Genomic DNA, 21,266 nt, shown 5'->3' on the forward strand with positions numbered 1-21,266 from the left:
CTTTAGACCCATAGCTGACTTCATCGGTAATCTGGTCTGGCAAGTCGATTGCCTGTTTGCAGGATTATCTCCGATCCATCCGCTCGCTGAATGCGAAAGGGCTTCCGGCACAATCCGAGCGAGTATATGCTCGAAGACATTCGCGAATGCTCTGGGCGAGGCCAGGACTATGAGCGATGCGGGTTCGTCGGGCGACGGCGCGGATCTCACGGAGCACAGCGGGCCTGCTCCGCCTCTGAAACGAGCTCGCTTCATCTCTGATCGCCTGCGCTATCGAGTGAGCAATTTCGGTGCAGCGATTGCGTCAGTTGCTGCAATCGGCGCTGTTATCGGCGGCTTGGCGGGATATTGGACTACATGGAAGGTGGTGAAGACGGAGATATTTCACGAGGGCCAAAGCCTGCAGCAAAAAGCAGCGTCGCGGCCGGGAGTCGTCCCACGGCTCTCGCTGATTGTTCTCCCTTTCGCCAATCTGAGCAAAGACCCCGAACAAGATTACTTTGCCGATGGCGTTACGACCGACCTGACCACCGATCTCGCGCAAATACCAGGCGCTTTCGTGATCGGGCGCGGAACAGCCTTCACCTACAAGAACAAGCCAGTTGATCTCAAAGTGCTCGGCAAGGAGCTGGGGATCAGGTGGGCGGTACAGGGGGCCGTGCAGCGCACCCGCGAATACATCCGCCTCAATGTTTCGCTATCCGATCTCTCGACAGGAAGCGATTTTTGGTCGGATCGGTTTGACGGTGATCGTTCCAACCTGGCCGATCTCCACGATCAGGTCGTGGCAAGGCTTGGGCGCTCGCTGAATGTCGAGCTGATGCGAGCCGAAAGCCGACGCGGAAACTCCGAACATGGCAATCCGGACGCCATCGATCTTACCATGCGCGGATGGGCCAAACGCTTTGAGCAGCCTTTAACGCAGGCCTCGATGCGCCAAGCCATAGAGTTGTTCGACAACGCTCTCCAACTTGATCCCGGCCATGTCGATGCGATGATCGGGAAGGCGTCGAGCCTCGCTACGATCCTAAAAAGTCAATGGTCCACGTCCGACGACGATCTGCGGGTCGCATCCGATTTGATTGACAGAGCGCTCGCCAAATGGCCAACGAACGCCTTGGCCCATTCGGTGAAAGGAGACACACTCGGTTTCGGTCATCCCGAGGCGGCCATTGCCGAATTTGACACTGCGCTGCAGCTAGATCCCAATTATCCGCCAGCCTATCAGAATAAAGGAGCCGCTCTCACGCTCTTGGGACGGTCGCGGGAGGCACTTGCTCCCCTTCAGATCGCGCTTCGCTTGAGCCCAAAGGATCCTTCTGCGGCACTGATGCACTTTTTGTTGTGTCATGCTCATCTGCATCTTCGCGAGTACGCTGAGGCTATTGATGAATGCAGACGGTCGATCAACCTGAACAACCTGCTCTGGCTCCCCTGGGTTGATCTCGTTGTGGCTTACCAGGCGACGGGGCAGTTTGATGAAACGAAACAAGCGCTGGCACAATTGTACGACCTGCGCCCCGACTTCACGGTGCAGCGCTATCAACAACTCGTCTTCAAAATGTCGAGCAATCCGCGGTTCCGCGATGAAATTACCGAAATATTCGTCGAAGGGATGAGAAAGGCAGGTGTCCGTGAGCACTGAGGTCCTCGCCTGTGGCCCTTAGCGGACTCCAGGCTTGAACGCCCCTGCCCCGCCGGGGTCCGCTTCTGACCCCAAGCGGACATGGGGCCCTTTTTTCCCTCACGCCGAGGACTACTCTCGCTCGATGACATGCTAAGGTCTTATTCTCGGTAGGACAATTCGTGTGAGGCGGCGCGCGTTCATCAGTCTCGCTGGCGGCATTGTGGCGTGGCCTCTCGCGGCCCGCTCTCAAAAGCCCGTCGTGCCACGGATTGGGTACGTCTGGACGGGCCCCCGTGGGACGGACGTGAGCAACTCTGGCGTCCGTCAGGGGCTTGCCGACATGGGATACCTTGTCGGGCAAGACCTCATGCTTGAAGAGCGGTACGCTGACGGAAAACCAGAGCGCGTTCCTGCGCTCGTCGCCGAACTTCTTGCGCTCAATGTCGTAGTGCTCCTAACCCCGGGCACACCGGTTACGCTTGCGGCGCAACGCGCAACCTCCAGAGTGCCCATTGTCTGCGTGGTCGGAGATCCAGTCAGGACCGGTCTCGTGACTAGCCTCGCTCGGCCCGGCGGCAATATCACGGGTCTATCGCTCCTTTCGGGCGATTACAGCGTAAAGTGGCTGGAGTTGCTGAAGGAGGTGGCGCCGACGGCACGCAAAGTCGCCATGCTTTGGAATCCAGACAATCCGGGCACCGCCAACCAAAGCAATCAAATGCGCCAAGCCGCACCTACCCTCGGTCTCGATCTGATCGCCCTCGCGGTTGGGCCAGCGGACGTGAAAAATAGCCTCGCCTCGGTTGAAGCTGGGGCATTCGACGGTCTCGTAATGACCGACGATACGTTGCTGAATGCCCTGATCCCTCAGCTAATTGTGCTCACCGCAGAGCGCCGCTTGCCGGCGATCTATCCATTTAGCGACTCAGTCGAGCAAGGCGGGTTGTTGTCGTATTCAGCGGACTTTTTCAAGCTTTGGCGACGTGCTGCTCGTTATGTGGATTTGATCCTCAAAGGAGCGCATCCGGCAGACTTGCCCGTCGAGCAGGCGACAGAAGTCGCGCTGAAGATCAACATCAAAACCGCAAAGGCGCTCGGCCTCACTGTGCCACCGTCGCTGCTCGCCCGAGCCGACGAGGTGATCGAATGATGCGCAATTTGCCGCAATGCATGAGTCTGGAAGTGGCCCTAAGCGCTGATCCGGGAATGTCCGCTCTCGCGCCGCAGTTGGAGGCTAAGCAGACGTGCCCGAAAGGTCTCGTTGCCTTATGAGTACACGCCCCAGGATGGGCGCACTCCCTATCGGCTTCGTGCCGAACAATACAGGCCGGCACCTATCCCTTCGTGGCGGGCAGAGGCGGTATCGGCAGAATGACTTCGGAAGCGATCTTCCAGTCCTCCCCGACGCGAAGCCAGTTGATGATCATGAGAAATGGCCTGGGTGTTCCATCCTGTCCCGCATAAGACACCGTGATGTTCATCGGCACGTAGGACTCGGCGACATCGTGCGTCAGGCCGACAACCCTGAGCTTCGCATAGTCTGGTTCGAGCACGACCGGGCCGGAGCTGCCGATATCACGGAGCTTCCGATCAACGGCCTCGTTGCCCCAAAAGCCCGCCCAGTTCCCCTCGGATTGGATCGCGCTCTTCGCAACCAACAGGGTCGAGGGTGACTGCCAGAACATCTCATGCAGAGCGTCGAAATCGTGCCTGTTGGCCAATTCCATGAGCGTGCCGAATTTCGTTTTGATCGTGCTCAGCACAGCCGAATCCAGAGGTTCCTCTCCGATCTCGGGCGACGCGGCTAGAGCGCCGGCGGAAAGAGCCGAGGCCATGAGAATGGCAAGAAGCAATTTGATCACGTTCGAAATTCCTCTCGGCTTATGAGCCTACGTTTGGCGGCGCATCTCAGCTCTCGCTGCGTCGTGCGAACGGCGCGGGGCATCACGAGATGCATGCTCCCGGCACGCGGGCGCCGGGAGCAGTGTTGTCACTTTGCGAGCGAGGCCTTTTCGATCACCGCGGCGACTTCTTTTGCATGAACGACGAGCGAAGCATGGCTGCCGGCGACTTCCGTCGTCTGGGCCTTCATACCGGCGGCAAAAAGCTTCTGGACCTCCGGCGCGATCACCTTGTCCTTCGTGCTGACCACATAGAACGTCGGCTTGTCGCGCCACGCGGCAACATCGACCGGTGCCTCGAACGCGGTGTGGTTCAACGGAAGCTGATGGTTCGCCAAGGCTTCCGCGATCTGCGGAGGAAGGTCAGCCGCGACCGCGGATGGGAACACCTTGGGATCGATGTAGAGGTTGCCCTTGTCGTCGGGATGGATCGCCGCGCCGCCTTCGGTCGCCGGACCGCTCTTGGCGAGGGTCGCCAGAGATTGTCCCACGTCGGGCGCGAAAGCGGAGACGTAGACAAGTGCCGACACCTTTGGATCGTTGCCGGCCTGCGTGATCACCACGCCACCCCAGGAGTGGCCGACGAGGACGGTCTTGCCGTTCTGCTTCGCCAGCGCCTGCTTGGTGGCATCCACATCGGCGGCAAGCGAGGTGAGCGGATTTTCGACCAGCGTGACGTTGTAGCCCTTCTTCGTGAGGATCTCGGCGACGGGCTGCCAGCTCGTCTGGTCCACGAAAGCGCCGTGCACGAGCACGATGTTGGGGACCGCCCCCTTGGGCAGTTCGGCGGAAGAGGCGGAGCCGACCAATGTCGTTCCGGCCAGAAGTACGGTGGCAGCAGAGAGGAGGATATTTCGCATCAATTCTTCCTGTTGGCAGGTCGGACCAACACGGTCCGGGGGAATGGACAGGCGTTTCCAGCAAGATCGCGGTTCTTCCATCCACCGTTGGCGAATGGTCGCCGCTCGTAATGTCGGCTCGCCGCGCCCGGTGACCTATTCCGCCGTTCTTCCGGACGATAGAGATCAATCGTCCAGATGTTGTGTCCTATCGTCCATCGATCTAATCTGGACGGCATGGACATACTCGCCCAGGTGCTCGATCGGGTTCGTCTCGGCGGCACGCTGCTTTTTCACTTCGAGCTCGGTCATCCCTGGCACCTCGAGTTGCCGGCGCGCCCCTACGCCTTGTTTCACTATCTCAGCCAGGGCTCAGCGACCCTCAGCCTCGAACGGGGGCAGCAAATCGAAATGTCCGAGGGCGACTTTGTCGTCATCACGCGAGGCGAGCCGCACGTGTTCTATTCGGATCGCCGGGCCAAGCCTTTGCGGATCATTGATATCGACCGCTCGTCGCCGCGTCTTGGTGTCGTTCGTCACGGCAAAGGAGCAAAGCCGCGCTCGACCATGATTTGCGGCAATTTCACCGTGTCACGGCCGCTGTTCGGCAGCGTGATGGAGCTGCTTCCGCCCGTGCTCCTGCTGAAGCCGATGGCGGATGGTGGTTGGCTCGAAGCAATCTTGCGTCGCATGGTCAGCGAGTCCGCGCTCGAGCGTCCCGGCCAACGGGTCGCGCTTTCACGACTGACGGAAGTCCTCTTTGTCGAGGTGCTCCGAAGCTGGATCGCCTCTCTCAGTCCCGGACAAGGCGGCTGGCTTGGGGCCATATCCGACCCTCATATCGGACCGGCACTCAAGCTCATTCACGAAAACCCGGAGCGCCCCTGGACACTGAGCGATCTTGGCCAACGCGTTGGGCTCGGCCGCTCGGCATTTTCGGCGCGCTTTACCAAGCTCGTCGGCCAGTCCATGCACCGCTATGTGATCGCGCGCCGGATGGCGGAAGCCGCGTTCCTGCTGGAAACCAGCGATGAGCCGATTGCACGGATTGCCAGCCGGGTCGGCTACGAGACGGCGGCGGCATTTTCCAAGCTGTTCCATCGACATCACGGCCTATCGCCCGGTCGGTACCGAGCCGCCAGACAATCTGATAGCGGTGCAAGGCAAGCAGACATTCCGCGGGAAGCTGCTGATTGACCTCCGACCAGCTTTTGCGTCGCGAAGGGCTCCAATCCATGCTCACCCGGCTATGGCAGGCTCAGCGTTTCGCAACGAAGCCAATGCGACTCGACGGCACTGACATTCAGAAGGGGCGCGCCCAAGTCTTGATCTTGATCAAGGATGCCCCGAGCGATCGCTGAACTCGATAGCTTCAAATCGAGGCGTTCACTGGTGCGGCGCAACAGATTCGCACGACGAACTGCACAACGGATTCGAATTGACCTTGGGGAGTGATCACCCGTGACGCGCTGGCTGCCCGGACTCGAGATGCTCCGTCGGTATGAGGCAGCCAGCCTTCCGCACGACATCTTCGCCGGTGTCGTCCTGGCGACAATGCTGGTGCCGGTGGGCATCGCCTATTCAATCGCATCGGGCTTGCCCGGCATCTACGGTCTCTACGCAACGATCGTACCGCTCCTGGCGTACGCCTTGTTCGGCCCAAGCCGCATTCTTGTCCTTGGACCGGACTCGGCGCTGGCGGGGATCCTCCTGGGCGTGATCTCTCCGCTGGCTCATGGCGATCCCGTGCGCGCCGTGACGCTCGCCGGCATGATGGCGATCGTCTCGGGCACGGTTTGCATCCTGGCAGGCATCGTGCGCCTTGGCTTCGTCACCGAGCTTCTCTCCAAGCCGATCCGCTACGGATACATGAACGGAATTGCACTGACGGTCTTGATCAGCCAGTTGCCGAAGCTGCTCGGCTTTTCCGTTGACAGCGAAGGTCCGTTGCGGAGCCTTTGGGCGATCGCCAGCGCGATCGTTGCGGGACAGATCAACTGGGCCGCATTCGCAATCGGGCTCGCCACGTTGATCGTGATTCTGCTTCTCAAGAACAGCAGGCTGCCCGGCATCCTGATTGCGGTCGTTGGGGCCACTGTCATCGTCGGACTGTTCGATCTGGGAACCCAGCATGGCGTCAAGGTGCTGGGGCCTCTTCCGGAAGGGCTGCCAGGCTTCGTCGTCCCTGCGATCACCACCACCGACATCGTCCCGGTGGTGCTGGGCGGCTGCGCAATCGCGATGGTTTCGTTTGCCGATACCAGCGTGCTTTCACGTGCCTACGCCGCGCGATTGGGGGATCGGGTCGATCCCAACCAGGAGATGGTCGGGCTAGGTGCGGCCAATCTGGCGACGGGATTTTTTCAGGGGTTCCCAATCAGCAGCAGCAGTTCGCGCACCCCGGTGGCCGAAGCCGCCGGCGCCCGCACCCAACTCACCAGCGTTGTAGGCGCACTCGCCATTGCGCTACTTTTATTGGTCGCGCCAAATCTGCTTCAGCATTTGCCGACCGCGGCATTGGCCGCGGTCGTCATCGCTGCGGCGCTTGGTCTTTTCGAGATTACCGACCTCAAGCGGATCTATCGCATCCAACGCTGGGAATTCTGGCTCGCGATCGTCTGCTTTGCCGGTGTGGCCGTGCTCGGGGTGATCCAGGGAATCGGTCTTGCAATTGTCCTCGCGATTATCGAGTTTTTATGGGACGGCTGGCGTCCTCATTCCGCCGTGCTGGGGCGTGCCGACGGCGTCAAGGGCTATCATGACATCACGCGATATCCGGATGCACGACGAATCCCCGGGCTTGTTCTGTTTCGATGGGATGCGCCGTTGTTCTTTGCCAACGCCGAGTTCTTCAGGGAGCGCGTCCTGGATGCTGTCGCGACATCGCCAACAAAGGTGCGCTGGCTGACGGTCGCCGCGGAGCCGGTGACGAGCGTAGACGTCACCGCCTGCGACGTGGTTGCTGAACTGGATCAGACATTGCACGCGCAGGGTATCGAACTCTGCTTCGCCGAGCTAAAGGACCCCGTGAAGGACAAACTGAAAAGATTTGGTCTGTTCGCGCAACTTGGAGAGCATTACTTCTTTCCGACAATCGGCGTCGCCGTCTCCCGCTACCTCGAAACCAACAATGTCGATTGGGAGGACTGGCAGGACCAGGCTACGGAGGTGGCGGAGCCAGACGCCGGACCGCGGCAATCTTGATCCAGGTCAAGCCCGTCGAGCAGAGATCACACGGCCAAGTCGCTTCATCCTTATCTCTCTGGGTTTGATGCTCACTGATCGCCGCCAGCGAGCTGCTCATGAAAATACTTCACCACCGCCGCATTGAACTCGCGGTGAAAGGCCGCCCGATCGAATCCGGGCGGCGTATCGGTGCAGATGCGCGGGATCGCGGCCGCGAGCTCGGCGGAGCACGGTGCGAGGAAGGCGTAGTGGCCGGCCGGCACCACATGAATCTCGGGCTTGCCTGGCAGGCCGTCCGCGACGCGCGCGGTGCCCGAGCCGTCGCCGACGCCCGGGCCGCCGAATTGCGAGCGCCAGAACTGGAACGGCACCTTGACGACGGCAAGGTTCTCCCGCGTCAGGGTGCCCGGCGCGGGATCGACGATGACGGCGGTGCGGATACGTGCATCCTGAATCGGTTCAGGCGGAGTCACGCCACTGTGCAGCTCCGCACACGCGCCGGTCGTCTCCTTGCAGAGGCTGGCGACCCTTGCGAAATCCGGTCTGGTCCCCATCAGCACGAAGCCGGTGGCGCCTCCGAGCGAGAATCCGAAGAAGCCGATCTTGGCGGGATCAATCGCCGCCCTGTCCTTCCAGTCCTTCAGCATGAAGTCGATCAGGCGCACGATGTCCGCCGGACGCGAGCCCCACACGGAGAGGGCGTCGCGCCGCGAGGCGTCCCCAGCGGTGTCACCGGGATGATTGATGGCAGCAATGATAAAACCTGCGTCGGCGAGCGCTTCTGCTGTGTCATGGTGCTGGCCAAAGAACCCGCCCCGGCCGTGCGAGAGCACAATGAGTGGAAGTTTTGTGCCCGAGACAGGACAATCCTTCGCGCCCATCAAACCGAAATCGGCATCGACCGAAAGCTTGCCAAGCGCCACAGGTGTTGGCTTCGCCGCGCAAGGATACCAGACGGCGCCTGACAGCGCCGGATCGGAGTCGAGAAGCTGGATGCCCGCGGCTTTGGCCGGCGGGCCAAGACAGCAGAGTGTAATGGCGAAAGCCCAAAGCGTGCGGCGCACCGAAAATCCCCCCGATTTCGCGCGGGAGTTGAGGGAACAACCGTAGCGGAATTGTGGCTTCAACTCATCAACTGACAGCCGGTCTCCGCTCCGGCGGCCTGTCACGTCGCGTATTGTGCAATGCCATTCCCGAACGACCAGTTTTCCTTCGCGGTCTCCACGAGGTTGATCACGATATCGTCCGGACGCCCGTCCAGCTGCTTCTGATAGTCATCGACGATACGCTTGTAGAAAGCCTTCTTCATCTCGATGGAGCGGCCGGCGTTTAACGTGATCTGGATGAAGACGACATCCTCGCTGTAGCGATTGCCCAGATAGCTTTCGGCATGATTGAGGTCGTCGTGGTCATGCTCCGTGATGACCTGGAATTTGTCGTCTTGCGGCACGTTGATCAACTCGCGCATGGCGCTGTAAATGATCTCGCCCAGCGTCTTCCGGTATTCCTTCGATTTGCCCTTGCGAAGATCGATGCGAACAAACGGCATGAATTGTATTCCTTTTCCTCGTGGCGGGATGATCTGGACGCGGCCAGGATCTGGACGCGGCCAAGTCTGGACACGGCCAAATCACGTTGAAGGAGCAGATAGCGATTGATGCCAGGACATCCAATCAAGCCACGGTGAAGACGCGACAGCGGAATTGTGGCTTCGTCCCTTCTAGAACCGTGCGCGTGGTACGATCCGGGCGAGCAGAGGTACGTTTGCGTGCCACAGCATGCAATCGCGCGCCCGCGCGGTCTGGCCGGCCGCAAGTTCGACGAGCTGCGCCCGCGAGAACACGTGCCGCTCGCAGAAGAATGGACGAAGCGGCGAGCGCGAGAAGAAATTGTAGAACAGCGCAGAGCGGTCGCGCGCGATCGCCGGGCGGCCGCGATGGTAGCGGCTCGCAACATCCGCGAAGATCACCGTCCCGGCCTTGCCGGTGCAGGTCGTGACATCACCGCGTGCCAGCGACCCGCCGAGCCGCTGCTCCAGCATTTCCTGCGTCAGGACCGGAAAATTGGCGCCGTCGAGCCGGTCGCAGCCCGGAAAGGCGCGATGCAGCACTTCGAGCGGGCCGCCCTCCTCATCGACATCGTGCAGATAGACGATCACCTTGACCATCCGCCGATCCTCGACATCGCGATGCCATCGGCGCGCCGCGACCTGACGGCCATCGGCCACGGTGTAGAAGAAATTCAGCGTGTCGCATGCCGCGGGCAAGCCGAGATAGGTCTCGACGATGTCGAGGATACGGTCGTTGAGGGGCCAGTGGACGATGTGCGGATGGCGCATCATCTCCTCGGCGCCGACCTGCACCGTATACTGGCCGGCGAATTCGCCTCTTCTTGCGCGGAGCGAATAGGCGTTCGCGATGTCGGTCGCCGACGTCCAGAGCGCATCCGTCCCAGCCAGGTTCAGCGCCGCGAGCGAGGTGATGTAGACGCCGTTCGTCTCGAGCCCGGCGACGATGTCCGTATCGAGCGGCGAAAGTCGAGGCAGGCGCGGCTTGTGAGAGGCCCGTGCCTTTTCGTAGCCCTCGTTCAATTTCCGGCTGATGGCCGGCATTCCGAGCAAACGCGAAGCGGTCTCGGCTGGCAGGCTGCGGACCCGGCGCAAGGCCCGGTAACGCAGCGTCTTCTGCTTCATGTCGCGAAGTCCCCCAGTTGCGATTGAATCATCGCGCGGTCGCGTCGTCGTGCGGCGCGACCGGCAACGGACTCATCGCTGAGATGCGAGGCCAAAATCCGGCTTGAGTGTTTCGGAGTGTGAACCGGAGCGTAGATGCTCTCAAATTGTGCGAACATCGCCCGCCGTATACAGGCGGCGCCGTCACGACCGGCGTCAACTCGGCAGCGACATCGGGTGAAAAAATCCGGCGGCCCCATGTCGGATCGGCGGGGCCACGTTCGTCCTTGGGCCATGATGGGGCAACAGTCATCGCGCCCAGCAACTCACAGGGAATAACGACCATGCCGAGCACAGTACGCCTGCACCGCGTTCTCACCACCAGCCCTGAAAAGGTCTATCGCGCCTTCGTCGAGGCGGATGCGCTGGCAAAATGGCTTCCGCCCAACGGCTTCACCTGCACCGTGCACCATCTGGAGGCCAAGGTCGGCGGCACGTTCAAGATGTCGTTCCGGAATTTTACGACAGGCAACGGCCATTCTTTCGGCGGCGAATATCTCGAACTCGTTCCGGGCCAGCGTCTGCGCTACACCGACAAGTTCGACGATCCCAACCTGCCGGGCCTGATTGAGGTGACCGTGATCCTGAAGAAGGTCTCTGTCGGCACCGAGGTGGATATCACGCAGGCCGGCCTTCCCGACGTCATTCCCGTGGAGGCCTGCTATCTCGGCTGGCAGGAATCGCTGCGCAACCTGGCGCGGCTCGTCGAGCCGGAGATCAATCAGTAGCGGCGACGTTGGTATCGTAGGGTGGGCAAAGGCGCACTTGCGCCGTGCCCACGATCTTTCCGATACGGCGACAGACGCGTGGGCACGCTCCGCTTTGCCCACCCTACGGCACTGAGCAACCTAGCGAAGCTGGTCTAATCTTAGCGCGGCGACTTCAGCCCGCCGTCCGCGGTCCAGCGATCCGGCTCGGGACTGTGCCCGATCAGCGCGAGGCCGTAGGCGATCGACTCGAACTGGTCGCCCGACATCAGCCGCTCATTGCCGAACCGGTCGGCGAACAGTTTTCGCACCGCCGGCACGAACGAGGTGCCGCCGGTCAGGAACACCTTCTCCACGTCGCGCGCGCTAATGCGGGCCTCGCCCAGCACCTTGTCGACCGTGGCGCCCAGGCGGGCGATGTCGTCGGCGATCCAGGCGTCAAAATTTTTCCGCGTGATGGTCGAGCCGATCTCGACACCGCCGCCCTTGAAGCGGAAGTCGACCTCGTCCCTGGCCGAGAGCGCGACCTTGGCGTCCGACACCGCGCGGTACAGCGAGAAGCCGAGATCGAGATCGACGATGGTGATGAAATCCTCGAGCAGCGCGGGCTTGACCGCGGTGCGTGCAAGCTCCCGCAGCTCGCGGAGATCGCCGTTGCTCTTCATCAGCGCGAGCTGATGCCAGCGCGCGAGGTTGGTGTAGTGGCTGTTCGGGACCGGCAGCACCTTGTCGAACGAGCGAAAGCTCGAGCCTTTGCCGAGCCGCGGCGAAACGACGTGATCGACGATGCGATAATCGAACGTGTCGCCCGCGATGCCGATGCCGGCATGGCCAAGCGGCTCGGCGCGCAAGACGCCGCCCGCGCGCGAGAAACGCATCACCGAGAAGTCGCTGGTGCCGCCGCCGAAATCCGCGACCAGCACGGTGGCATCGCGCTCCAGCCGGCGGGCGAAGGAGAACGCCGCCCCCACCGGCTCATAAACATAGCGCGCGTGACCGGCGCCGAGGCGCTCAAACGCGGCGCGATAGCGCTGCATCGCCAGATCGTCGTCGGGATTGCCGCCGGCAAAGCGCACCGGACGGCCGACCGTGATGTTCGCCACGTCGAATCCGAACTTGTCGCCGCCATGGCGCGCCAGCGTGCGCAGGAACGCCGCCAGAATATCCTCGAACTTGAAGCGCTGCCGGAACACCTGGGTGGTGTTGAAGCTGGAGCTCGCCGCAAAGGTCTTGAACGACTGCAGGAAGCGGTAGATGTGGCGGCCTTCGAGAAACTGCTCGATCGCCCACGGGCCGCCTTCGGCCTGGGCGCCGGCGCCAGGCCGGTCCTCCCAGAAGCACAGGGCCGAGACGTAGGTGCTGTGGCGTTGTCCGCCATGATCGAAGCGGATGGCCTCGACCCGGCGATCGTCCACCGCAAGGGCTACGACCGTGTTGCTGGTCCCAAAATCGATGCCGATCGAGACGGCGGGCGAGGCGCTCGACATGAACCACTCTGTAAGATGCTTGGAAAAGGGGGCGAACCACTAACCGTTTTGCACTGCGGTGCCAAGAGCCGGGTTCGAGCGCCGATCCGTACTGGCCCGGAGCCGCTTTTCTACCCTTTTTGAGCCGCAAACCGCGGGTTTTCGGCTCCAGAGACCCCTTTTAACGAAGCATTATGCTGCAATGCGGCAAATCGAATGCTGCTATGCAATGACATGCATAGACAGTGGCATCTGGTATACATAGATTGCCTTTCGAAATGAGACAGCAGTACTGACTGTCTTGAGAAAGGGAATTCCGATGTCCAAGTCCGCTTCCGTCGCGCTCGCGCCCTCCGCCTCGCTGTTCGCCCGCTTCATGGCCGCCGTCGACCGCTTCCTGATGGCCAGCGCCGAGATCTCGAACCACAACGGCGATCTGCCCCGCTTCGGCCTGTAAGGGCCAGGACGAGCGCCGGCGCGTCGAATTGTCGCGGCGGTTGTAAAACCAGCGAACTCCTACTTTTGAAGAATGGCCCTGCTCTGCGGGGCCATTTCTATTTGGGAATCGGCTCATTCTCGCAGCTTCGAAAACGGGGTTGCGTCATAAGCGCACAATGGGCCGCCGCGCGCTTGAAGCTTGGCATAATGAATACAAGAATGCCTCTAACGCTCGCTCAAAAAAACAGAAGCGCTCATTGGAGGATTCATGACGGACATGGTGCAGACAACAACGGCTCCTGCAGCCGCCCGCGTCAGCGACACGTATCGCTGGGCGCAACTGGCGATCGGCGTGGCGGCCATGGTGATGATCGCCAACTACCAATACGGCTGGACGTTCTTCGTCCCCGACATCCAGAAGAAATTCGGTTGGGATCGCGCCTCGATCCAGTGGGCCTTTACCCTGTTTGTTTTGTTCGAGACCTGGCTGGTGCCGGTCGAAGGATGGTTTGTCGATAAATACGGTCCGCGCATCGTCGTGCTCGTCGGCGGCGTGCTCTGCGCGATCGGCTGGATGATCAACGCGCAGGCCACCACGCTCAACGGCTACTATCTCGGCATGATCGTCGCGGGCATCGGCGCCGGCGGCGTCTACGGCACCTGCGTCGGCAACGCGCTGAAATGGTTTCCCGACAAGCGCGGTCTCGCCGCAGGCATCACGGCCGCCGGCTTCGGCGCAGGCTCCGCGCTCACCGTCGCGCCGATCCAGGCCATGATCAAGGATAGCGGCTTCCAGACCACCTTCCTCTATTTCGGCCTCGGACAAGGCATCATCATCTGCATTCTCGCGTTTTTCCTGCTGGCGCCGAAGCCGGGCCAGGTGCCGGCCGTGGTGGCAAACGCAGCGCTGGCGCAGACGCGGCGCAACTACCAGCCGACCGAAGTTCTGCGTCAGCCGATCTTCTGGTTGATGTACTTCATGTTCGTGATCGTCGGCGCCGGCGGGTTGATGGTGACGGCGAATCTGAAGCCGATCGCGGTCGACTGGAAGGTCGACGCCGTGCCGGTCACGCTGATCGGCATGACCATGACCGCGGTGACGTTCGCGGCGACCATCGACCGCGTGCTCAACGGCCTGACGCGTCCGTTCTTCGGCTGGATCTCCGACATGATCGGCCGCGAGAACACGATGTTCATCGCCTTCGGCATGGAAGGTTTTGGCATCTGGATGCTCTATCTCTGGGGCCAGGACCCGATCTGGTTCGTGATCCTGTCGGGCTTCGTGTTCTTCGCCTGGGGTGAGATCTACTCGCTGTTCCCCTCGACCTGCACCGACACGTTCGGCGCGAAGTTCGCGACCACCAATGCCGGCCTGCTCTACACCGCCAAGGGCACCGCCGCGTTGCTGGTGCCGCTTGCAAACTACGTGCAGCAGACTTCCGGCCATTGGGACAACGTGTTCATCCTCGCGGCCGGCGCCAACATCCTCGCCTCGCTACTGGCGATCCTGGTGCTGAAACCCTGGCGCAAGGTCGTGGTCGCGCAATCGAGCGTCTGAACTCGTCCAACCAACACCATCTCGCGAACGACGCCCGGCCTCACGGCCGGGCGTTTTCGTTTTGCCCGAATATACCCTAATACCGGAAACCCGAAGGAACCTGCACTTTTCTTGAGCCGGGCGGCAAGATAGGCCTTGCATTCTGGAATATGGTATACCAAGCTGCCGCCCGCGCTTGCGACGATAAGCCACAATATTTGCGACACTCCGTCATATGGGCAGCAGTGTCGTGACCAGACAGGCGCTTGGGAGGTTGTTGATGATGTCCAGCACGGACGGCGCCGTGACCGCTGCGCCCCTACGAACCGGTTTCCGTTGGCTCCAGCTCGCAATGGGCATCGTCTGCATGGCGATGATCGCGAACCTGCAATATGGCTGGACGCTGTTCGTCGATCCGATCGATGCCAAGTACCATTGGGGTCGCGCCGCGATCCAGCTCGCCTTCACCATCTTCGTCGTCACCGAGACCTGGCTGGTGCCGATCGAGGCCTGGTTCGTCGACAAATACGGCCCGCGCATCGTCATCATGTTCGGCGGCGTGATGATCGCACTGTCCTGGATCCTCAACTCCTACGCTGACTCGCTTCCCGTGCTCTACGCGGCGGCCGTCATCGGCGGCATGGGTGCGGGCGCGGTGTACGGCACCTGCGTCGGCAACGCGCTGAAATGGTTTCCCGATCGCCGCGGCCTCGCCGCCGGCGCAACCGCCGCCGGGTTCGGCGCGGGCGCAGCCCTCACCATCGTGCCGATCGCGACCATGATTGCGACGAGCGGCTATCAGCACGCGTTCCTCACCTTCGGCATCGGCCAGGGCGTGATCGTGTTCGTGCTCGCCTTCTTCATCCAGCCGCCGCGGCTCTCGATCCCGCCGAAGAAGAAGCAGCTCAACCTGCCGCAGACCAAGATCGACTTCACCCCGCCGCAGGTGCTGCGCGCCCCGATTTTCTGGGTGATGTATCTCGTCTTCGTCATGGTCGCCTCCGGCGGCCTGATGACCGCGGCCCAGATCGCGCCGATCGCGCACGACTTCAAGATCGCCGACACGCCGGTCTCGCTTGCCGGCTTCCAGATGGCCGCCTTGACGTTCGCGATCTCGCTCGACCGTATCTTCGACGGCTTCGGCCGCCCGTTCTTCGGCTTCGTGTCCGACACGATCGGCCGTGAGCACACCATGTTCATCGCCTTCGGCACGGCGGCGGTGATGCTGCTGACTCTGTCGGCCTACGGTCACGTTCCGATCGTGTTCGTGCTCGCCACTGCGATTTATTTCGGCGTGTTCGGCGAGATCTACTCGCTATTCCCAGCCACCTGCGGCGACACCTTCGGCTCGAAATATGCGACCACCAACAACGGCATGCTCTACACCGCGAAGGGCACCGCCTCCCTGCTCGTCCCGCTCGCAAGCGTGATCTCGACCGCCTATGGCTGGAAGGCCGTGTTCGTGGTGGCCGTGGCGCTGAACGCGACGGCCGCGCTGATGGCGCTGTTCGTGATCAAGCCGCTGCGCCGCTCCTTCATCCTGGGCAAGGAAGCCGAGAGCGCCAGCACCGCAACTGCAAGTGCCGAAACCAGAGCCAAGACCGGGACGGCGTAGCCGACCACACGCCGGCACGACGGTCAGAAGGGGCGCAGCGATGCGCCCCTTTTTTCTTTGCGATCCTGCTGCGTGGTCCCGACGACAAACGTCAGTATTGCTGCCGCAAGAATTTTCGGATCAGCCAAAACCAGCGCTTGACGATTGGCATTATGTATACCACACTTCCCTCATCGTTCACCCAGGGAGGTTGCCATGCTGGTCGGAGACATTCTGCGCAAGAAGACGCCGCGCGTTGTCACGGTGCGAATGAACGAAACGGTGGGTATCGCCGCCAAGCTGATGCGGGCCAACAACATCAGCGCGCTGGTAGTGAAGGACGTGGTCCGCTCCGAAGGCAACACCGCGGTCGGCATGTTCACCGAGCGCGACGTGGTGCGCGCGGTGGCCGAGCACGGCGCCAATGCGATCAACGTCAAGGTCTCGCAGCTCGTATCGGTGCAGCAGCTCGTCTCCTGCACCTCGTCCGATACGATCGAGCACGTCCGGCACCTGATGAACCGGAATCACATCAGGCACCTGCCCGTGATCGACGATTACAGCCTCGTCTCTGTCATCAGCATGCGCGACATCGCGGCTGCCGTTGACGAGGCGCTGAACGGCTCGCCGCAAGCGGCAGCCTGATCACTTAAAGCGGCGAACCTCTTCCCCTGCGACTACCGGCCCCGGCTCGGACACCTCCGAGCCGGACCGGATCTTTCGTCCCAATTTTCCGGTTTCTGATCCCGCGAGGATTTCATGAAGATCTGCATCTACGGCGCCGGCGCGATCGGCGGATATCTCGGCGTGCAGCTGGCGCGCGCAGGCGCCGATGTCAGCCTGGTCGCACGCGGCGCGCATCTGGCCGCGATGCGCGAGCACGGCCTGACGCTGCTCGCCGGCGAGGAGAAGCACACCGTCTATCCCCGCTGCACCGACAACGCGGCCGAGCTCGGCGTGCAGGACTACATCATCGTCACGCTGAAGGCGCATTCGATCACCGGCGTGATCGAGAAGATGCAGCCGCTGCTCGGGCCGCACACCCGCATCGTCACCGCGGTCAACGGCATCCCCTATTGGTACTTCCACAAGCACGGCGGCGAGTACGAGAACTCGACGCTCGAGAGCATCGATCCCGGCGGCCGGCAATGGCGCGAGCTCGGGGCCGAACGCGCCATCGGCTGCATCGTCTATCCCGCCACCGAGCTCGAGGCGCCCGGCGTGATCCGCCACGTCTACGGCAACAATTTCCCGCTCGGCGAGCCGTCCGGCGAGATCACGTCGGACGTGCAGCGCCTCGCCGACCTGTTCGTCGCGGCCGGCCTGAAGGCGCCGGTGCTCGACCGCATCCGCGACGAGATCTGGCTGAAGCTCTGGGGCAATGTCTGCTTCAACCCGATCAGCGCGCTGACGCACGCAACGCTCGACGTGATCTGCACCGATCCGTCCACGCGGGCGCTATCGCGCGCGATCATGGTGGAGACGCAGGCGATCGCCGAAACCTTCGGCGTCAAGTTCCGCGTCGATGTCGAGCGCCGCATCGAGGGTGCCCGCAAGGTCGGCGCACACAAGACCTCGATGCTGCAGGATCTCGAGCGCGGCCGGCCGATGGAGATCGACCCGCTCGTCACCGTGGTGCAGGAGATGGGCCGCCTGACCAAGATCGCGACGCCCGCGCTCGACTCGGTGCTGGCGATGGTGACGCAGCGCGCCCGCGTCGCCGGCCTGTATGACGGCGTCTCCGCGCCTACCGATCCTCGCGCACTGGCGGTGGCGTGATGGCGGGCGAGATGAAACATTGGGTCCGCTTCCGCCACGCCGGCGCGACCGGCTTCGGCACGCTGACCGCATCAGGCATCAGCGTGCATGAAGGCGAGATGTTCGGCCGCAACGCGGCCACCGGCAAAACCCTGGCGCTGTCGGAGGTCGAGCTGCTCGCACCTTGCGCGCCCAGCAAGATCGTTGCGCTCTGGAATAATTTTCACGCGCTCGCGGCCAAGCTCAATCAGCCCGAGCCGCCGGAGCCGCTCTACCTGCTCAAGGCCACCACCACCATCACGACGCCCGGCGCCGTGATCCGCCGTCCTTCCTACTACGACGGCAAGACCACCTATGAGGGCGAGCTCGGCATCGTCATCGGCAAGACCTGCGCCCGCGTCTCGCCGGCGGAAGCCGACGGCTTCATCTTCGGCTATACCTGCGTCAACGACATCACCGCCAACGACATCCTGACCAGCGATCCCACCTTTCCCCAGTGGGCCCGCGCCAAGGGCATCGACGATTACGGTCCGTTCGGCCCGGTGATCGCGACCGGCCTCGATCCGGCAAAGCTCACGGTACGCACCATCCTCAACGGCGCGGAGCGGCAGAACTATCCGATCGCCGACATGATCTTCAGCGCGCAACAGCTCGTCAGCAAGATCTCCCACGACATGACCCTGCTCCCCGGCGACCTCATCGCGGTCGGCACCTCGGTCGGCGTCGGCGTGATGAAGGAGCCCGTGAACACGGTCACCGTGGCGATCGACGGCATCGGCGAATTGACCAACGAGTTTCGGCTGTAGCCTCGCCGGTGATTTTCGCCGCAGCGCGGCAAAATTGATCCTGCGCAAATTGCGCCGTCGTGGCCGTCGCTATCCTCCCGGCAATCAATTTCTGATGCCAGGGAGGATGCCATGACGACAGCCGGTCATGCGCTTTTGTGGACGGTTCTGTACTTTGCTCTCGCGTTCGGTGCGATCTTCTTGGTCTGGTTCGCCGACAAGATGCGCTCGAACTTCCTCGGGAAATGATAGACCGGGGTGCGCCCGTTCGCCTTGACGCGCGCTGAGGGTGCCGCGCCCCGGATTGGGCTGCGCTCCATCCGGGCTGCGAATGTCCACGTCGGGAGAACCCGGCAACCTGCACCGGCCGTGCAGCGGACGGCCGACGCAACCGGCTGTGAATCGTGCGACCGGAGGCGCCCCGGCAACCCGTCCGGCCCTTGATCTCGGTTCCGCTCTCCAATAGCAATCATGGCGAAAATGTGTGCCGGCGCGGGGGCGTCACGATGGGGCTGTTTTTCCTGGTTGCCTGGGTTGTCCTGCTCGCCGCCATCGCGTTTCTCGCCCCGCAAGCGTTCGGTTACGACATCACGCATCTGCCCGGTATGTTTGCCGCCCTGCCGATGCCGCAACGCATCGCAGCCGGCGCGATCCTTGTGGTCGGACTGGCGCTGATCGGCGCCTCGGCCTGGCGGCTCTCGCGTCAGGACCGGCGCCTCGACAAGCTCCGCGACCGTCTCAAAAAGACCCGGGAAGACGTCGTCGTCGCTCACGCCCTGCAAAATCACCTCGATACCACCGTCCAGCACCTGATCGAGAGCGATCCCAGGGAGTCCGTTTCCGCGCTCCACGACAAGCTCGGCGAGACCGAGCAGCGCGCGCTGCTCCAGCAGGGCCGCAACCAGTCCACCGACATGCACGACCAGCTCGCCGAGATCCGCCGCCGCCAGCAGGCGTTGCGCGAGACGGTCGGCAAGGTTGCCGATCAGCGCCGCGCGGTCGAACCCGTTTTCACCGAGATCCGCGACCGCCAGAACCAGCTCGAGCGCGCGCTGCTCGATCTCGAGACCGACGACCGCAAGAACAATCTCGCCGACCGCCTGAAGGACATCGCCCGCGACGTCTCGACCCTGCTGGGCCGGGTCAACGCGGTGCAGGACACGTTCGCGACGCTCAACCAGTACAAGGAAGATCTGGCCAAATCCTATGCCGAGCTGGCGCCGCTGCGATCGTCGGACGCCGGCATCAACGCCCTGATCGGCGAGCTCAGCCTCAGCCATGACCGGCTCGCCAAGAGCGTCGACGAGCTCGAGACCGGCGGCGAGGCCCCGCTCAGCACACGCGTCGAGACGCTGTCGAACAACAAAAACGAGATCGAGCAGCGCCTGGCCCGGATCGACGACAGCACCAACATCCTCAAAACCATCCGGCTCGATTTCGAGGAGCTCGGCCAGCGCCGGGCCCAGCTCGAACGCTCGCTCGCCGACGTCGAGACCGATCCCGACGGCAACACACTGGTCGACCGCCAGAACGCGCTGAACGATTTCGTTCTCCAGTCGCGCCAGCGTCTCGGCGCGCTGCAGGAAACGCTGGCGACCCTGAACGCCTTCAAGACGGAGCTGTCGAAATCACAGGCCGATCTCGTTCCGCTGAAGGCGCCGGTGTTCGGCATCGAGGCCATGATCGCGGATGTCAGCACCACCCGCGATCTCCTCGCCAAAACCGTCGGCGAGATCGAGGCCAATGGCGATGTCACCCTCACCTCGCGCGTCGACGCGCTGACCAGGAGCAAGCGCGAGGTCGAAGACCGCCTCACCCGCATCTTCGAGAATTTCAATGCGCTCGATGCGCTCCGCAAGGACATCGGCGGCATCTTCTCGACCATCCGCAACAGCCTGAACCGGATCGGGTGAAGCCGCCGACCGGTTCGAACCGCGATTGAATTGGCTGCGACCAACCGCACATGCGTATCATCCTCGGCTTTCTGTCCGCTGTCCTCGGCGCGCTCGCCGGCTGGTCCGGCCTTGCCGCGCTGGTCGTCATGCTGGCGGGACCGGACCGCGATGGCGGCATCGCCATGGGGGCCTTCTTCAACATCGGCCCGATCGGCGGCATGGTCGGCCTGGTTGCCGGCATCTGGCTGTTCGTGCGCTTCGGTCTGGTCCGGGACGCGCCCCAGCCGCCTGCGGAAACCGCCGATGCCGCGCCACCCCGCACCACGCGGCTCTCCTTTCCTTTTGCTGTCACCGTGCTGCTCATCGTGGCCATCCTCGGCTATTGGGGATGGTACGAACTCATCCGCTCGCCCGATCTCAGCCATGGCTTCATGACGCTGCAGATCGAGTTTCGGCTTCCCCCCGGCATGGCCCTGCCGGACAAGGAGGAGGACGTGCACATCGAGGTCGAGGAAGCGAAAGGCTATGCCAACCCCATGTTGCCGGCGAACTGGCGCGCGCATGACGGTGACCGCAAGGCGATCATTTCCACGGTGTCCCTGATGTACAAGACGCGCCACCGCGCCGTCAGCCTGACACTTCCGGGCGTGCCGACGCAGCGTTGGCCGATCGATCTCGGTTCCGATCCCGATCCGATGCCCGGCTTTTCACCCTGGCGCACCTCGAGCGAGCCATCGCCGGCCAAGATCGAGATGCATTTCCGCCTCACCGCCGACCGCTGAAAGCGCGGCGGGCAGAAACA

20 protein-coding genes are annotated in these 21,266 nt (G+C 62.6%); 13 read left to right on the forward strand and 7 right to left on the reverse strand.

Features of this window, described 5'->3' with window-relative positions; all coding sequences use genetic code 11:
- Positions 1 to 169 precede the first annotated feature (169 nt).
- Positions 170 to 1,645, forward strand: a complete 1,476-nt coding sequence (locus QA645_RS29195) for a tetratricopeptide repeat protein (protein WP_283044867.1) — start codon at positions 170 to 172, stop codon at positions 1,643 to 1,645.
- A 286-nt stretch (positions 1,646 to 1,931) separates the two neighbouring features.
- On the forward strand, positions 1,932 to 2,777 hold the full coding sequence (locus QA645_RS29200) for an ABC transporter substrate-binding protein (RefSeq protein WP_283044868.1): 846 nt from the start codon (positions 1,932 to 1,934) through the stop codon (positions 2,775 to 2,777).
- Positions 2,778 to 2,961: 184 nt separating this feature from the next.
- Here the strand turns inward: QA645_RS29200 and QA645_RS29205 are convergent, their stop codons facing one another.
- From QA645_RS29205 to QA645_RS29215, 3 genes are all read right to left on the reverse strand, one after another.
- A complete protein-coding gene (locus QA645_RS29205; protein WP_283044869.1) occupies positions 2,962 to 3,489 on the reverse strand; it encodes a hypothetical protein in 528 nt (175 codons plus the stop codon).
- Positions 3,490 to 3,617: 128 nt separating this feature from the next.
- Entirely contained in the window at positions 3,618 to 4,388 is a 771-nt protein-coding gene (locus tag QA645_RS29210) for an alpha/beta hydrolase (RefSeq protein WP_283044870.1), read from the reverse strand.
- Positions 4,389 to 4,553: 165 nt separating this feature from the next.
- Complete coding sequence (locus QA645_RS29215) at positions 4,554 to 4,679, reverse strand: hypothetical protein (protein WP_283053668.1); 126 nt, start codon at positions 4,677 to 4,679, stop codon at positions 4,554 to 4,556.
- Here QA645_RS29215 and QA645_RS29220 point away from each other — a divergent pair.
- Entirely contained in the window at positions 4,623 to 5,564 is a 942-nt protein-coding gene (locus tag QA645_RS29220; protein ID WP_283053394.1) for an AraC family transcriptional regulator, read from the forward strand. The two genes, QA645_RS29215 and QA645_RS29220, sit on opposite strands and share 57 nt — an antisense overlap.
- Positions 5,565 to 5,855: 291 nt before the next feature.
- A complete protein-coding gene (gene sulP, locus QA645_RS29225; RefSeq protein WP_283053396.1) occupies positions 5,856 to 7,571 on the forward strand; it encodes a sulfate permease in 1,716 nt (571 codons plus the stop codon).
- A 71-nt stretch (positions 7,572 to 7,642) separates the two neighbouring features.
- Here the strand turns inward: sulP and QA645_RS29230 are convergent, their stop codons facing one another.
- The 3 genes from QA645_RS29230 to QA645_RS29240 form a co-directional block, all read right to left on the reverse strand.
- Entirely contained in the window at positions 7,643 to 8,617 is a 975-nt protein-coding gene (locus QA645_RS29230) for an alpha/beta fold hydrolase (RefSeq protein ID WP_283044871.1), read from the reverse strand.
- 101 nt (positions 8,618 to 8,718) lie between these two features.
- Complete coding sequence (locus QA645_RS29235; RefSeq protein WP_283044872.1) at positions 8,719 to 9,102, reverse strand: tautomerase family protein; 384 nt, start codon at positions 9,100 to 9,102, stop codon at positions 8,719 to 8,721.
- A gap of 171 nt (positions 9,103 to 9,273) precedes the next feature.
- Positions 9,274 to 10,245 carry a hypothetical protein gene (locus QA645_RS29240; RefSeq protein ID WP_283044873.1) on the reverse strand — a complete coding sequence of 324 codons (972 nt, stop codon included), beginning with the start codon at positions 10,243 to 10,245 and terminating at the stop codon, positions 9,274 to 9,276.
- A 323-nt stretch (positions 10,246 to 10,568) separates the two neighbouring features.
- Between QA645_RS29240 and QA645_RS29245 the strand changes: the two genes are divergently transcribed.
- Positions 10,569 to 11,012, forward strand: coding sequence for an SRPBCC family protein (locus tag QA645_RS29245; RefSeq protein ID WP_254130238.1), 444 nt, complete (start codon positions 10,569 to 10,571; stop codon positions 11,010 to 11,012).
- 140 nt (positions 11,013 to 11,152) lie between these two features.
- Here the strand turns inward: QA645_RS29245 and QA645_RS29250 are convergent, their stop codons facing one another.
- Positions 11,153 to 12,478: an Hsp70 family protein gene (locus QA645_RS29250; protein WP_283044874.1), complete on the reverse strand. Its 1,326-nt coding sequence runs from the start codon at positions 12,476 to 12,478 to the stop codon at positions 11,153 to 11,155.
- A 298-nt stretch (positions 12,479 to 12,776) separates the two neighbouring features.
- Between QA645_RS29250 and QA645_RS29255 the strand changes: the two genes are divergently transcribed.
- From QA645_RS29255 to QA645_RS29290, 8 genes are all read left to right on the forward strand, one after another.
- A complete protein-coding gene (locus QA645_RS29255; RefSeq protein WP_209965316.1) occupies positions 12,777 to 12,914 on the forward strand; it encodes a hypothetical protein in 138 nt (45 codons plus the stop codon).
- Positions 12,915 to 13,163: 249 nt separating this feature from the next.
- A complete protein-coding gene (gene oxlT / locus QA645_RS29260; RefSeq protein ID WP_254130236.1) occupies positions 13,164 to 14,453 on the forward strand; it encodes an oxalate/formate MFS antiporter in 1,290 nt (429 codons plus the stop codon).
- 259 nt (positions 14,454 to 14,712) lie between these two features.
- Positions 14,713 to 16,047 (forward strand): oxalate/formate MFS antiporter, encoded by a 1,335-nt coding sequence (oxlT, locus tag QA645_RS29265; RefSeq protein ID WP_283044875.1) that lies wholly within the window; start codon positions 14,713 to 14,715, stop codon positions 16,045 to 16,047.
- 195 nt (positions 16,048 to 16,242) lie between these two features.
- Positions 16,243 to 16,671, forward strand: coding sequence for a CBS domain-containing protein (locus QA645_RS29270; RefSeq protein WP_254130234.1), 429 nt, complete (start codon positions 16,243 to 16,245; stop codon positions 16,669 to 16,671).
- Between the two features lie 114 nt (positions 16,672 to 16,785).
- The gene (locus QA645_RS29275; protein WP_283044876.1) at positions 16,786 to 17,805 is read left to right on the forward strand and encodes a 2-dehydropantoate 2-reductase; all 1,020 of its coding nucleotides are present in this window, start codon (positions 16,786 to 16,788) and stop codon (positions 17,803 to 17,805) included.
- Positions 17,806 to 17,816: 11 nt separating this feature from the next.
- Positions 17,817 to 18,590 carry a fumarylacetoacetate hydrolase family protein gene (locus tag QA645_RS29280; protein WP_283044877.1) on the forward strand — a complete coding sequence of 258 codons (774 nt, stop codon included), beginning with the start codon at positions 17,817 to 17,819 and terminating at the stop codon, positions 18,588 to 18,590.
- Positions 18,591 to 19,075: 485 nt separating this feature from the next.
- Positions 19,076 to 20,482, forward strand: coding sequence for a hypothetical protein (locus tag QA645_RS29285; protein ID WP_283044878.1), 1,407 nt, complete (start codon positions 19,076 to 19,078; stop codon positions 20,480 to 20,482).
- Positions 20,483 to 20,532: 50 nt separating this feature from the next.
- The gene (locus tag QA645_RS29290) at positions 20,533 to 21,246 is read left to right on the forward strand and encodes a hypothetical protein (protein WP_283044879.1); all 714 of its coding nucleotides are present in this window, start codon (positions 20,533 to 20,535) and stop codon (positions 21,244 to 21,246) included.
- Positions 21,247 to 21,266: the final 20 nt, after the last annotated feature.

This window comes from Bradyrhizobium sp. CIAT3101 (genome assembly GCF_029714945.1).
Classification (GTDB): domain Bacteria; phylum Pseudomonadota; class Alphaproteobacteria; order Rhizobiales; family Xanthobacteraceae; genus Bradyrhizobium.

Coding starts and splice junctions, on each gene's coding strand:
- sulP (WP_283053396.1), top strand. CDS start 5,856: ATGCTCCGTCGGTATGAGGCAGCCAGCCTTCCGCACGACATCTTCGCC.
- oxlT (WP_254130236.1), top strand. CDS start 13,164: ATGACGGACATGGTGCAGACAACAACGGCTCCTGCAGCCGCCCGCGTC.
- QA645_RS29235 (WP_283044872.1), bottom strand. CDS start 9,102: ATGCCGTTTGTTCGCATCGATCTTCGCAAGGGCAAATCGAAGGAATAC.
- QA645_RS29270 (WP_254130234.1), top strand. CDS start 16,243: ATGCTGGTCGGAGACATTCTGCGCAAGAAGACGCCGCGCGTTGTCACG.
- QA645_RS29245 (WP_254130238.1), top strand. CDS start 10,569: ATGCCGAGCACAGTACGCCTGCACCGCGTTCTCACCACCAGCCCTGAA.
- QA645_RS29215 (WP_283053668.1), bottom strand. CDS start 4,679: ATGACCGAGCTCGAAGTGAAAAAGCAGCGTGCCGCCGAGACGAACCCG.
- QA645_RS29290 (WP_283044879.1), top strand. CDS start 20,533: ATGCGTATCATCCTCGGCTTTCTGTCCGCTGTCCTCGGCGCGCTCGCC.
- oxlT (WP_283044875.1), top strand. CDS start 14,713: ATGATGTCCAGCACGGACGGCGCCGTGACCGCTGCGCCCCTACGAACC.
- QA645_RS29250 (WP_283044874.1), bottom strand. CDS start 12,478: ATGTCGAGCGCCTCGCCCGCCGTCTCGATCGGCATCGATTTTGGGACC.
- QA645_RS29210 (WP_283044870.1), bottom strand. CDS start 4,388: ATGCGAAATATCCTCCTCTCTGCTGCCACCGTACTTCTGGCCGGAACG.
- QA645_RS29285 (WP_283044878.1), top strand. CDS start 19,076: ATGGGGCTGTTTTTCCTGGTTGCCTGGGTTGTCCTGCTCGCCGCCATC.
- QA645_RS29240 (WP_283044873.1), bottom strand. CDS start 10,245: ATGAAGCAGAAGACGCTGCGTTACCGGGCCTTGCGCCGGGTCCGCAGC.
- QA645_RS29195 (WP_283044867.1), top strand. CDS start 170: ATGAGCGATGCGGGTTCGTCGGGCGACGGCGCGGATCTCACGGAGCAC.
- QA645_RS29280 (WP_283044877.1), top strand. CDS start 17,817: ATGAAACATTGGGTCCGCTTCCGCCACGCCGGCGCGACCGGCTTCGGC.
- QA645_RS29275 (WP_283044876.1), top strand. CDS start 16,786: ATGAAGATCTGCATCTACGGCGCCGGCGCGATCGGCGGATATCTCGGC.
- QA645_RS29255 (WP_209965316.1), top strand. CDS start 12,777: ATGTCCAAGTCCGCTTCCGTCGCGCTCGCGCCCTCCGCCTCGCTGTTC.